We start from the raw sequence: 13322 nt of genomic DNA on the forward strand, positions 1-13322 counted from the left end.
ATGGAAATTTCATTATTAACAGATGTTGGTCAAAAGCGTACAAATAACCAAGATTATGCCAATCTTTTTGTGAATCGGGCTGGCAAGACCCTGATCATCTTGGCAGATGGTATGGGCGGTCACAGAGCTGGAAACATTGCCAGTGAAATGGCTGTGACGGACTTAGGAGCTGCCTGGGTTGATACACAGATTGATTCGGTGAATCAGGTGCGTGAATGGTTTGCGGAGCACTTGGAAGAGGAAAATCAGCGCATTCATCAATTTGGTCAAGATGAAGAATACAAGGGCATGGGAACGACTTTGGAAGCCTTGGCTATTATTGATAATCAAGCCATCTATGCTCATATCGGCGATTCTCGTATCGGCTTGATTCACGGTGATGAATACCGTCAGCTGACCAATGACCACTCGCTTGTTAATGCTTTGTTGAAAGCTGGACAGATTACTCCAGAAGAAGCAGAGCGTCATCCGCAGAAGAATATAATTACTCAGTCTATTGGTCAAAAAGACGAAGTGCAGCCTGACTATGGCATGATTACCTTGGAAGATGGTGACTACCTCCTGCTTAACAGTGACGGTCTGACCAATATGATTTCAGACAGTGAAATTTGTGACATTGTCACCAGCGACATCAGTCTGTCTGAAAAAACAGAAACCTTAATTCGCTTTGCCAACAATGCTGGAGGGCTGGATAACATCACAGTTGCTCTGGTTCGCTTTGACAAGGAGGATAAGGCATGATTCAAATCGGCAAAATCTTTGCCGGGCGATATAAAATCATCAAGCAGATTGGCCGTGGAGGCATGGCAGATGTCTATTTGGCCAAGGACTTGATTTTGGATGGTGAGGAAGTTGCGGTAAAGGTTCTTAGAACCAATTACCAGACAGATCCTATCGCTGTCGCGCGTTTCCAGCGGGAAGCCAAGGCGATGGCTGACTTGGACCATCCGCACATCGTTCGGATTACTGATATTGGGGAAGAAGATGGCCAGCAGTATCTGGCTATGGAATACGTGGCAGGTCTTGACCTCAAGCGCTATATCAAAGAGAATTCTCCGATTTCAAATGAAGAAGCAGTCAGAATCATGGGACAAATCTTGCTGGCAATGCGCTTAGCGCATACACGCGGTATTGTCCATCGTGACCTGAAACCACAAAATGTCCTCTTAACCCCGGATGGCAATGCCAAGGTAACAGACTTTGGGATTGCGGTGGCCTTTGCAGAGACAAGTCTGACTCAGACTAACTCTATGCTGGGCTCGGTTCATTATCTATCGCCTGAGCAGGCACGTGGCTCTAAAGCAACTGTTCAGAGTGATATTTATGCGATGGGGATTATTTTTTATGAAATGCTGACTGGTCATATCCCTTATGATGGGGATAGTGCCGTTACGATTGCCCTGCAGCATTTCCAAAAGCCGCTGCCATCCATCATTTCTGAAAATCCTAATGTGCCTCAAGCCCTGGAAAATGTGGTCATTAAGGCAACAGCCAAAAAACTGACGGATCGCTATCAGTCGGTTGCAGAGATGTATGTTGACTTGTCTAGCAGCTTATCCTACGAGCGCCGCAATGAAAAGAAATTAGTCTTTGATGATGTTGCGAAAGCAGACACCAAGACCTTGCCAAAAATCTCACCTGTACCGCAGCCAGCAGTTCCACCTGTTAAGCCAACTCCGGCTAAAACGGAAGCGGATGAAGTTAAGGAAGAGACAGCTGATGCGGTTAAGAAAGTTCCAAAGAAACGTCGCTTGAGAACGCGTTATAAAGTACTTTTCTTTGCAGTCTTATTGGTTTTGGCCGCCTTTGTCGTCCTTCTCTATAACAGCCCATCTAATACCAGCGTGCCAGATGTTTCTGGTCAGACTGTAGCAGAGGCTCGTTCTGCTATCGAAGCTAAGAAGCTGGTTGTCGGAGAGGAAAAGGAAGAATACAGCGACAATGTCGAATCTGGTAAAGTCATTAAAACCGATCCACAGGCCAACAGTCAGCGCCGCGAAGGCAGCAAAATTGACCTGATTATCTCCAAGGGACCCAAGACCTTTGTAATGGAAGATTATGTCGGTCAAGCAAAATCGGCCGTAGTTGAAAATCTGAAAACAAACTATAATGTTTCTGAGAAATTGATTGAGATTGTTGAGGAGGAATCGGACGAGTACGAGCCAGGTCAGGTCATTCGTCAGTCTCCGGCAGCTGGTTCGACTTATGATTTGACTTCTAATCATAAGATCAAGCTGACAGTGGCCAAAGAAGTAACTAGTGTGTCCATGCCTGACTTTGGCAGCATGCAGTACACCTACGCCAATGCTCGTTCTTACCTGATTCAAATGGGAATTTCTTCTTCTCGAATTGAACGAGTTGTTGACCGTTCGGTCACTTCGACTCAGGCAGACTTGGTAACTTCCCAGTCACCAGCGGCAGGTCAGACAATTGACCTCAAATCTAATGAAAAAATCACTCTTTACGTGACAGAAGCAACAACACCATCGTCATCTAGCTCGTCATCTTCATCATCTAGTAGCAGCTCAAAGAGCAGCTCATCGTCTGAAGATAACGGACATGGAACTAGTTCCAGTTCATCTGATAGTTGATTAATAAACCGTCCATTTTAAGTTTTTTAGCTTAAAACGGATGGTTTTTTCTTTTTTACTGGACAAATTTCCCCATTTCATGCCTTGGACGGAGGATTTTTGGTTTAATTTTGTTAAAATAGGAAGGTAGAGAAAGGAAACGGCTATGTGGAAGGTTCAATTATTTGTCTTTGTTGAAACAGTCTTACTATCCATGGCATTGGTGACCATGTTGGCAGCTGATTTTTCACGTGTTGTCATTATCTTGGTCCTTTTTTTGCTGTTGCTCTATTATTACTTCGGCAAGCAAAAAGGAAATTTTCTGCTGGTTGCTTCCATGATTATGCTGTTTTTCATTATTATGCTCAATCCCTACGTCATTGCTGCCCTTTTATTCGCGCTTGTTTATGGGATGATTGTGGCCTACCCTTACATTTATAAGGAAAATCAAGAAACCCATCTTGTTTACGAAGAAGATGTGGAAATTCAGAGTGAAAAGAATCGCTGGTTGGGGGACCTGCAGCATTTTTCTAAGGACAGCTGTCAATTCCACGACATCAATCTCTTGCGCATTGTTGGGAAAGACACCATTCATTTGGAAGATGTGATTTTGGTCAACCATGATAATGTCATTGTCATTCGAAAGGGGTTTGGCGATACCAAGATCATTGTGCCGCTGGATGTGGAAATTCAGCTGCAAATCAATACTCTTTACGGGGAGTTGAACTTTCTGCATCATCCATCCCGCAAGCTACGCAATGAAACCATTTCGTTGACAACACCAGACTATAAACGGGCCAATAAGACAGTGAAGATTGTCCTCGTTAGTTTCTTAGGAAATGTGGAGGTTGTCAGAAAGTGAAAAAATCTAATTATTTTCTCATTCTCCTCTATACTTTCTTTGTCTTATTTATCATCTTCCATTATATTTTCAATATTTTTGATTTCACTTGGCAGGAGCTCTTTAATGATTTGGAGCTGTTGCAGTCTTTTGTTTTCTTTGTTGTGATTATCGGTTTATCACTGACCATTCTGATTGTGATTGCGGCCCGCTTGATACAATATCTGTCGGTAGCCCATGTGCAAAAAAATCTTCGGTCTTTGCTGGATGGACGGAGGCTGGAGCCGACAGATCAGCCTGAACTGGATAGCTCTCTGCATCAGCTTGAGAGAAGGCTGCACCGTCTGACAGAAAATCTCCAAAAGTCTGAAAACCAAACCCTGCAGACGGAAGAGAAAATTATCGAAAAAGAACGGCGGCGGATTGCGCGTGACTTGCACGATACTGTCAGTCAGGAATTATTTGCAGCCAATATGATTCTGTCAGGAGTAGCAGGAAATGTAGAACGGCTTGATGGAGAAAAACTGCAAAAGCAGCTCAAGGGGATTGCAGATATTCTTGACACAGCCCAGAAGGACTTGCGGATTCTTCTGCTCCACCTACGACCTACAGAGTTGGAAAATAAGACTCTGGTAGAAGGCATGGATGTGATTATCAAGGAGCTGACTGATAAAAGCGACATTGATGTTCACTTTAATCATCAGGTTGGGCATCTACCCAAACAGATGGAGGAGCATGTCTTCAGAATCATGCAGGAAATTATCAACAACACACTGCGGCATGCCCAGGCAAGTCGGTTGGATATTTACCTCTATCAGGCACCTAATGAACTTAAAATCAAGGTATCTGATAATGGCGTCGGTTTTGATCCGTTGGCCCAGGATGAACTCAGCTACGGCTTGAAAAATATGGAAGACCGTGTGCGGGATATGGCGGGCACCTTTAAGCTTTTGACAGCCCCCAGAAAAGGTCTTTCTATTGAAATCACGATACCTTTACTAGAAGGAGAAGATCATGAAGATATTGTTAGTGGATGACCACCAGATGGTCAGATTGGGATTGAAAAGTTACCTGGAACTGCAAGATGATATAGCTGAAGTATCTGAAGCAGTCAATGGCAAAGAAGGAGTTGAGCAGGCTTTGGCAGAACATCCGGATGTGATTATCATGGATATTGTCATGCCTGAGATGAATGGTATCGAAGCGACACTGGCCATTTTAAAAGAATGGCCGGAAGCAAAAATTCTGATTTTGACTTCTTATTTGGATAATGAAAAAATTTATCCTGTTCTGGATGCAGGCGCTCATGGATACATGCTCAAGACTTCCAGCGCTGAAGAAATTCTTCGTGCCGTCAAAAAAGTGGCCAAGGGAGAATTTGCCATTGAAACAGAGGTCAGCAAGAAAGTGGAGTACCATCGTAACCATATCGAACTCCATGAGGATTTGACAGCTCGTGAGCGTGATATTTTAGGGCTTTTAGCCAAGGGTTATGAAAATCAACGGATTGCAGATGAGCTCTTCATTTCCCTCAAAACGGTCAAGACTCATGTCTCCAATATCCTGTCCAAATTGGAGGTGAGCGACCGTACTCAGGCAGTTGTTTATGCTTTTCAACACCATCTTGTCCCACAAGAAGACTTTTAATGGTATAATAGAAAAGATTAAGATTGGACAAGGGGCGATATGGACGCAAAATTAAAGTATAAGGCTAAAAAGATAAAAATTGTCTTTTTCGATATAGATGATACCCTGCGAGTCAAGGATACAGGTTTTATCCCAGACTCTATCCAGACAGTTTTCAAGCAGTTGAAAGACAAAGGGATTTTGACGGGTATTGCGTCTGGACGAGGAATGTTTGGTGTCGTGCCGGAACTGAGAGCTTTGCAGCCAGACTTTTTCGTTACCCTGAACGGAGCCTATGTCGAAGACAGCAAAGAAAAGGTGATTTCTCAGACGGTTATCCCGTCTGATAGAGTGATGTCCTATATTGCTTGGGCTCAGGAAGTAGGGATTGACTATGGTTTGGTCGGCAGCCATGGAGCAGCCTTGTCCAATCGAAATTCTCTGATTTCAGAGGCTATTGATGTGGTTTATCCAGATTTGCCTGTAAATCCAGACTTTCATTTAGACAAGGATATTTATCAGCTTTGGACCTTTGAAGATAGAGGAGATAGCCTGCAGCTGCCAGAGGCGTTAGCGGAGCATCTGCGTTTGGTTCGCTGGCATCCTCATTCGTCAGATGTCGTGCCGACAGAAGGTTCCAAGGCAGCTGGAGTTTCCAAGGTTGTCGAGCATCTGGGCTTCAAACCTGAAAATGTCATGGTTTTTGGCGACGGACTCAATGATCTGGAATTGTTTGACTATGCCGGAATTGGCATTGCTATGGGCGTTTCCCATGAAGAACTGCGAAAAAGAGCAGATTATATTACAAAAACAGTAGAAGAAGACGGTATTTTTGCCGCCTTAGAGGAGTTAGGTATGGTAGAAAAAGAATTACATTTTCCACAAGTAGAACTTGCAGCAGCAGAAGGTCCAAAAGCGACTATCAAGACTAATCACGGGGACATGAAAGTTCAGCTTTTTCCAGAACAGGCACCAAAAACAGTAGCCAACTTTATTGCCCTTGCTAAAGATGGATATTATGACGGTGTGATTTTCCACCGCATTATTCAGGACTTTATGATTCAGGGTGGCGATCCTACTGGTACTGGTATGGGCGGTCAGTCTATTTATGGCGAGAAATTTGAAGATGAGTTTTCACCAGAATTGTACAATATTCGTGGGGCTCTTTCCATGGCAAATGCTGGGTCAAATACTAATGGAAGTCAATTTTTCATTGTTCAAAATAAAAATCTTCCTTATTCAGCTAAGGAATTGAGCCGCGGCGGCTGGCCTGAAGCTATCGCTGAAGTCTATGCCAGTCAGGGAGGAACTCCGCATTTGGATCGGCGCCACACTGTCTTTGGTCAGCTGGCTGATGAAGCGTCCTATCAAGTTTTGGACAAGATTGCAGCTGTTGAGACGGGTGCGATGGACAAGCCCGTGGAAGATGTTGTGATTGAGACGATTGAGGTAGAAGACTGATGAAAATCGGTGATAAATTAAAAGGCAAAATCACTGGGATTCAGCCTTATGGAGCTTTTGTTGAACTGGAAAACGGAACGATTGGCTTGATTCATATCTCAGAAATTCGTCCGGGTTATATTGAAAATATCCATGATAGTGTAAAGGTTGGCCAGCAAGTCTTGGTTCAGGTTGTGGATTATGATGAATTTTCTGGGAAGTCCAGTCTGTCCATGCGGACCCTAGAAGAAGAAAAGCACCGCCTCCCTAGACGCCACCGCTTTTCAAATGACCGCTGTAAAATTGGTTTTGAGCCTTTAGGCAGACAGCTGCCTATCTGGATCAAAGAGGCAAAAAAATTCTTAAAAAAAGAAAAAGTTTAAAAAATATCCTGTTCTCTTATCGAACAGGATATTTTTGTTTTAGATAGAATTGCCGTTCAATTCATAGCCGACTGCTAAATTGAAATGGACATATTTTTCAAAAATACTAAGCATCAAATTCATAGAGAGCGGTAGACAGATAGCGTTCGCCGTTATCAGGTGCCAGAGCAAGGACTTTTTTGCCAGCTCCTAGTTTTTTCGCTACTTCAATAGCTGCGAAAATAGCAGCAGCAGATGAAATTCCCACTAAGAAGCCTTCCTGACCGCCAATATAGCGTCCAAATTCCAGTGCTTGATCAGAAGTTACGCGGACAATACCGTTATAGGCTGCTGTATCCAAGGTCTCTGGAATGAATCCAGCTGAAAGCCCTTGGATTTTGTGAGGGCCTGGCTTCTCACCAGAAAGGATAGCAGATTCGTCTGCTTCGACTGCGTAGATTTGGATGTCCGGATTAACTTTTTTGAGAGCGTGAGATACACCGGAAATAGTTCCGCCAGTTCCGACACCGCCTACAAAGGCATCCAGTCCAGTTTCACTGAAAGCAGCGATAATTTCTGCTCCTGTTGTTCGTTCGTGAACCTCTGGATTGGCCGGATTGTTAAACTGCAGTGGCAACCAACCATTGCGTTCTTGTGCGATTTCTTGTGCTTTTGCAATAGCGCCTTTCATTCCTTCGCTACCCGGAGTCAAGACCAACTCAGCACCATAAGCTTGGATAATCTTGCGGCGCTCCACACTCATGGTTTCAGGCATAACAATGACAACCTTGTAGCCTTTGGCTGCTCCAACCCATGAAAGGCCAATACCGGTATTTCCACTAGTTGCTTCAACGATGGTATCGCCAGGCTTAATAAGGCCATCGCGCTCAGCCGCCTCAATCATGCTGAGAGCAATCCGGTCTTTAACAGACGAACCAGGATTGAAAGCCTCTAACTTCACATAAACCTCAGCAGCTCCTTCTGGAACCAAGTTGTTCAATTTGACGATGGGAGTTTGCCCAATTAGTTCTGTAATGTTTTGATAAATACGTGACATAGAATACATACCTCAATATAATTTAATAGAATTAGTATAAAATGAAATAAGAGCTTTGTAAAATATAAAAAAGCTATGAGAGCCATAGCTTTTCTTTATGTCAAAACATCAAGGGGACTTCTACTTGGCGCAGTCCTTGATCCATCATCTCCAATTTGCCCTTAAAAAACTCAGTCAGTTTGTCTTTAAGCAGTTCTCTTTCACCTCTGTCAACGAAAAGAAGGGTGGAGACGGTATCTGTAAATTCAGTATCGTATTCAGCAAGATTTTCTGTCTTCAAAAAATTAGTAAAATCCTGATATTGGCTGTAAGACAGTCTTAGGCGCAGGCCAGCTTGTTCTTTTATCTCAACCAGTCCAATCTCCTTAATAGCTAAAGCAACACTGCCGGCATAAGCTCGAATCAGACCGCCGGCTCCTAGCTTAATACCGCCAAAATAGCGAGTAACCACCACGCAAAGATTGGTCAAATTGTGCTTTTCTAGGACTCCCAGCATAGGAACTCCGGCTGTTCCGCTGGGCTCACCATCATCGCTAGTTCGCTTTATATCACTCTTTTCCCCAATGATAAAAGCAGAGCAGTTATGAGTGGCCTTGTAATGTTCTTTTTTTATAGCAGTGATAAAAGCGCGAGCCTCTTCCTCGGAGTAAACTCGTTTTACATGGCAGATAAAGCGGGATTTTTTAATTTCCTCTTGAACCATGCCATCTTCTTTAATTGTCTTAAATTCCATAACTATATTTTACAAGAAAATATGAATTTTGCCAAAAAATTACGAATAAATAAGTATGTTAGAGTTGCAAGATTGTTTAGGACGTATATTTACAGAGAGTCAGTTAGAGTCTAGCTTGCGAGCACAAGCAAAAGAAATTCCCAGTATCCGAGAAGAAAAAGGCAAGCTCCACTGCGGACGCTGCAACAGCTTGATTGAACGAGAAAATCAGCTACCTGTTGGAGCTTATTATTGTAGAGAATGCTTAATATTGGGCCGGGTACGGAGTGACCAAAAACTTTACTATTTTCCTCAAGAGGATTTTCCTAAAAAACAGGTGCTTAAATGGCAGGGGCAACTGACAGAGTTTCAGGGGAAGGTCTCCAAAGGCTTACTGGATGCGCTAGAGAAAAGACAGAATACGTTAGTGCATGCTGTTACTGGCGCTGGAAAAACAGAAATGATTTACCAAGTGATTGCAAGAGTTATTGATAGAGGAGGGTCTGTTTGCTTGGCCAGTCCGCGGATTGATGTTTGTTTAGAACTTTATCGGCGCCTAAAAGAAGACTTTTCTTGTGAAATAGCCCTTCTGCATGGGGAGTCAGAAGCTTATTTTCGCAGCCCCTTGGTAATTGCGACCACCCACCAGCTCTTAAAATTTTATCGGGCTTTTGATTTGTTGATTGTGGACGAGGTAGACGCCTTTCCTTATGTGGATAATCCCATACTGTATCACGCTGTAGAGCGTTCAGTTAAAGAGGATGCTACAACTATTTTTCTGACAGCCACTTCCACAGATGAATTGGATAAAAGAGTTCAAAAAGGTGAGTTGAAACGCCTGAGTCTTCCCAGAAGATTTCATGGTAATCCCTTGACCATCCCTCAGAAAGTTTGGTTATCTGATTTTCAAAAACATCTTCAGAAGAAGAAAATAGCACCTAAACTTTTAAAATATATACAAAAACAGAGGGAGACTCAATTTCCTCTCTTAATATTTGCTGCAGAAATTCAAAGAGGAGAGGATGTTGCTCAGGCTTTGCAGATAGCTCTGCCTGATGAAAAGCTGGCTTTTGTCGCCTCTACAACAGAAAATCGTCTAGAGATTGTCGAGCAGTTTCGTCGCAAGGAGATCACTATTTTGGTGACAACGACTATCTTAGAGCGTGGAGTAACTTTTCCTGGCGTGGATGTTTTTGTCTTGGAAGCCAATCATCGCTTGTTCAGTCGTAGTGCTCTGGTTCAGATTTCAGGCCGAGTTGGCCGTAGTATGGATAGACCGACTGGACAGTTGCTATTTTTTCATGATGGGACTACCCTTGCTATGGAAAAAGCAATTCGAGAAATGAGAGATATGAATAAGGAGGCGGGATTATGACAGAGTGTCTTTTATGTAAGGAGCAAATTAAGGAGAAAGGTAGTTTTTTACGGCTTTTTCTATTAAAAGAAGAAGGACCAAGCTGCTGCTCCACTTGTTATCAAAATTTTGAACGCATATCTGAAGAGCATTGCCCTCGATGTCTTCGCAACGGGCAATCAGATTTATGTGCAGATTGCCAAAAATGGGAGAAAGAGGGGAATCAAGTCCAGCATCAGTCACTATTTACCTATAATGAAGCAATGAAGGAATATTTCAGTCAATACAAGTTTCAGGGAGACTATGTATTGCGCTTTGTATTTGCAAAAGCAGCTAAAAAAGCAGTCAAAATGTTTAGAGAGCATACCATTGTTCCGATTCCAGTGAGTAACGAAAAATTTCAAGTTCGAGGATTTAATCAAGTGCAGGGAATTTTAGATGCTGGAAACTTGTCATATAGAAATATATTAGAGAAAAAAGACACTCTAGCACAGTCGAGCAAGACACGTGAGGAGCGTTTGCAGACGCAGCAGGCTTTTAAAATTAAGAAAGGAGTTGATTTGCCAGATAAAATTTTGCTGGTTGATGATATCTATACGACTGGAAAAACCTTGCAATTAGCTAAGCAAATCTTGCTGGAAGCAGGAGTGAAAGAAATTTTGACATTTTCAATCGCAAGATAAGAAAAAATTTGCAAAAAAAGAATGAAAGCGTTATAATGATATTATAAATAAAACATTTATGTTTAGAAAGAAGGTACTTATATGCTTAAATATAGTATCCGTGGTGAAAACCTAGAAGTAACAGATGCTCTCCGTGACTACGTAGTTTCTAAACTTGAGAAGATTGAGAAGTATTTCCAAGCAGAGCAAGAACTTGATGCGCGTGTGAATCTCAAGGTTTACCGTGAAAAGACTGCGAAGGTGGAAGTGACAATTCCGCTAGGCTCCATCACTCTTCGTGCAGAAGATATCTCTCAGGACATGTATGGGTCAATTGATTTGGTCACAGATAAGATTGAGCGCCAAATCCGCAAAAATAAGACCAAGATTGAAAGAAAGAATCGCAATAAGGTTGCTACAAGCCAGCTTTTCACAGATTCCTTTGCTGAAGAAGCAGAAGAAATTCCGTCAAAAGTTGTTCGTTCAAAACACATCGATTTGAAGCCAATGGACTTGGAAGAAGCGATTCTGCAGATGGATTTATTGGGACATGATTTCTTTATCTATTCCGATGCTGAGGACAGCAGCACAAATGTTATATACCGTCGTGAGGATGGAGATATTGGCCTGTTAGAAGTCAAATAAATAAGAAAAGATGGTTGAGAGCATGTTTCTCAACCTTTTTATTTTATAGAAATTTATACTGTCAGATGACATAAAAAAGCACCCTAGGCACAAAGAAATTAACTTTATACTTACAGTTGAAAAATAAACTTCAAAAAATTTAAAAAATATTAGAAAAGGTATTGACAGGTTGGTGGTATAGGTGATATACTAATATAGTTGTCGCGAAAGACAAAGCCCTTTGAAAACTGAACAAGACGAACCAAGTGCAGGGTGACATAGAGATATGTAACCTGTCAAAAAAAACGAAAATAAATCTGTCAGTGGACAGTAATGAGTGCGAACTCAAACTTTTTAATGAGAGTTTGATCCTGGCTCAGGACGAACGCTGGCGGCGTGCCTAATACATGCAAGTAGAACGCTGAAGAGAAGAGCTTGCTCTTCTTGGATGAGTTGCGAACGGGTGAGTAACGCGTAGGTAACCTGCCTGGTAGCGGGGGATAACTATTGGAAACGATAGCTAATACCGCATAAAATTGATTATTGCATGATAATTAATTGAAAGATGCAATTGCATCACTACCAGATGGACCTGCGTTGTATTAGCTAGTTGGTGAGGTAACGGCTCACCAAGGCGACGATACATAGCCGACCTGAGAGGGTGATCGGCCACACTGGGACTGAGACACGGCCCAGACTCCTACGGGAGGCAGCAGTAGGGAATCTTCGGCAATGGGGGGAACCCTGACCGAGCAACGCCGCGTGAGTGAAGAAGGTTTTCGGATCGTAAAGCTCTGTTGTAAGAGAAGAACGGGTGTGAGAGTGGAAAGTTCACACTGTGACGGTATCTTACCAGAAAGGGACGGCTAACTACGTGCCAGCAGCCGCGGTAATACGTAGGTCCCGAGCGTTGTCCGGATTTATTGGGCGTAAAGCGAGCGCAGGCGGTTAGATAAGTCTGAAGTTAAAGGCTGTGGCTTAACCATAGTATGCTTTGGAAACTGTTTAACTTGAGTGCAGAAGGGGAGAGTGGAATTCCATGTGTAGCGGTGAAATGCGTAGATATATGGAGGAACACCGGTGGCGAAAGCGGCTCTCTGGTCTGTAACTGACGCTGAGGCTCGAAAGCGTGGGGAGCAAACAGGATTAGATACCCTGGTAGTCCACGCCGTAAACGATGAGTGCTAGGTGTTAGGCCCTTTCCGGGGCTTAGTGCCGCAGCTAACGCATTAAGCACTCCGCCTGGGGAGTACGACCGCAAGGTTGAAACTCAAAGGAATTGACGGGGGCCCGCACAAGCGGTGGAGCATGTGGTTTAATTCGAAGCAACGCGAAGAACCTTACCAGGTCTTGACATCCCTCTGACCGCTCTAGAGATAGAGTTTTCCTTCGGGACAGAGGTGACAGGTGGTGCATGGTTGTCGTCAGCTCGTGTCGTGAGATGTTGGGTTAAGTCCCGCAACGAGCGCAACCCCTATTGTTAGTTGCCATCATTCAGTTGGGCACTCTAGCGAGACTGCCGGTAATAAACCGGAGGAAGGTGGGGATGACGTCAAATCATCATGCCCCTTATGACCTGGGCTACACACGTGCTACAATGGCTGGTACAACGAGTCGCAAGCCGGTGACGGCAAGCTAATCTCTGAAAGCCAGTCTCAGTTCGGATTGTAGGCTGCAACTCGCCTACATGAAGTCGGAATCGCTAGTAATCGCGGATCAGCACGCCGCGGTGAATACGTTCCCGGGCCTTGTACACACCGCCCGTCACACCACGAGAGTTTGTAACACCCGAAGTCGGTGAGGTAACCGTAAGGAGCCAGCCGCCTAAGGTGGGATAGATGATTGGGGTGAAGTCGTAACAAGGTAGCCGTATCGGAAGGTGCGGCTGGATCACCTCCTTTCTAAGGAGTCCGTAAGGACACACGGAATGCACTTGGGTCTTGTTTAGTTTTGAGAGGGCTATGTGGGGCCTTAGCTCAGCTGGGAGAGCGCCTGCTTTGCACGCAGGAGGTCAGCGGTTCGATCCCGCTAGGCTCCATTATCTAGTTTTACTAGATAAAGAACTTGTCCATTG

Annotated in this window: 12 protein-coding genes, 1 tRNA gene and 1 rRNA gene; 12 read left to right on the plus strand and 2 right to left on the minus strand. The window is 43.7% G+C overall.

Annotated elements, in window-relative coordinates:
* From DQM55_RS02780 to DQM55_RS02810, 7 genes are all read left to right on the plus strand, one after another.
* Nucleotides 1–741 carry a Stp1/IreP family PP2C-type Ser/Thr phosphatase gene (locus tag DQM55_RS02780; protein ID WP_002926516.1) on the plus strand — a complete coding sequence of 247 codons (741 nt, stop codon included), beginning with the start codon at nucleotides 1–3 and terminating at the stop codon, nucleotides 739–741.
* A complete protein-coding gene (pknB, locus tag DQM55_RS02785; RefSeq protein ID WP_002926514.1) occupies nucleotides 738–2591 on the plus strand; it encodes a Stk1 family PASTA domain-containing Ser/Thr kinase in 1854 nt (617 codons plus the stop codon). The genes DQM55_RS02780 and pknB overlap by 4 nt, the downstream gene beginning before the upstream one ends.
* Nucleotides 2592–2736: 145 nt before the next feature.
* Entirely contained in the window at nucleotides 2737–3432 is a 696-nt protein-coding gene (gene liaF, locus DQM55_RS02790; RefSeq protein WP_002893496.1) for a cell wall-active antibiotics response protein LiaF, read from the plus strand.
* Complete coding sequence (locus DQM55_RS02795) at nucleotides 3429–4448, plus strand: envelope stress sensor histidine kinase LiaS (protein WP_061592661.1); 1020 nt, start codon at nucleotides 3429–3431, stop codon at nucleotides 4446–4448. The genes liaF and DQM55_RS02795 overlap by 4 nt, the downstream gene beginning before the upstream one ends.
* Entirely contained in the window at nucleotides 4426–5058 is a 633-nt protein-coding gene (locus tag DQM55_RS02800) for a response regulator transcription factor (RefSeq protein WP_111675396.1), read from the plus strand. Before DQM55_RS02795 ends, DQM55_RS02800 begins: the two co-directional genes overlap by 23 nt.
* 39 nt (nucleotides 5059–5097) lie before the next feature.
* Nucleotides 5098–6498 (plus strand): bifunctional Cof-type HAD-IIB family hydrolase/peptidylprolyl isomerase, encoded by a 1401-nt coding sequence (locus DQM55_RS02805; protein ID WP_111675397.1) that lies wholly within the window; start codon nucleotides 5098–5100, stop codon nucleotides 6496–6498.
* A complete protein-coding gene (locus DQM55_RS02810; RefSeq protein ID WP_111675398.1) occupies nucleotides 6498–6860 on the plus strand; it encodes a S1 RNA-binding domain-containing protein in 363 nt (120 codons plus the stop codon). The genes DQM55_RS02805 and DQM55_RS02810 overlap by 1 nt, the downstream gene beginning before the upstream one ends.
* Before the next feature lie 106 nt (nucleotides 6861–6966).
* Here DQM55_RS02810 and cysK read toward each other — a convergent pair whose 3' ends face one another.
* Nucleotides 6967–7896, minus strand: coding sequence for a cysteine synthase A (gene cysK / locus DQM55_RS02815; RefSeq protein WP_004185656.1), 930 nt, complete (start codon nucleotides 7894–7896; stop codon nucleotides 6967–6969).
* Between the two features lie 100 nt (nucleotides 7897–7996).
* Nucleotides 7997–8629, minus strand: a complete 633-nt coding sequence (locus DQM55_RS02820) for a YigZ family protein (protein ID WP_111675399.1) — start codon at nucleotides 8627–8629, stop codon at nucleotides 7997–7999.
* Nucleotides 8630–8684: 55 nt separating this feature from the next.
* Between DQM55_RS02820 and DQM55_RS02825 the strand changes: the two genes are divergently transcribed.
* The 5 genes from DQM55_RS02825 (at nucleotide 8685) to DQM55_RS02845 (ending at nucleotide 13286) form a co-directional block, all read left to right on the plus strand.
* On the plus strand, nucleotides 8685–9983 hold the full coding sequence (locus DQM55_RS02825; RefSeq protein WP_002920044.1) for a DEAD/DEAH box helicase: 1299 nt from the start codon (nucleotides 8685–8687) through the stop codon (nucleotides 9981–9983).
* Complete coding sequence (locus DQM55_RS02830; protein WP_111675400.1) at nucleotides 9980–10645, plus strand: ComF family protein; 666 nt, start codon at nucleotides 9980–9982, stop codon at nucleotides 10643–10645. Before DQM55_RS02825 ends, DQM55_RS02830 begins: the two co-directional genes overlap by 4 nt.
* Nucleotides 10646–10726: 81 nt before the next feature.
* Nucleotides 10727–11269, plus strand: coding sequence for a ribosome hibernation-promoting factor, HPF/YfiA family (gene hpf / locus DQM55_RS02835; RefSeq protein WP_002893481.1), 543 nt, complete (start codon nucleotides 10727–10729; stop codon nucleotides 11267–11269).
* A 332-nt stretch (nucleotides 11270–11601) separates the two neighbouring features.
* Nucleotides 11602–13149 (plus strand): 16S ribosomal RNA (locus tag DQM55_RS02840).
* A gap of 64 nt (nucleotides 13150–13213) precedes the next feature.
* Nucleotides 13214–13286 (plus strand) — tRNA-Ala (locus tag DQM55_RS02845).
* Nucleotides 13287–13322 lie beyond the last annotated feature (36 nt).

The organism is Streptococcus sanguinis (genome assembly GCF_900475275.1).
Lineage (GTDB): Bacteria > Bacillota > Bacilli > Lactobacillales > Streptococcaceae > Streptococcus > Streptococcus sanguinis_N.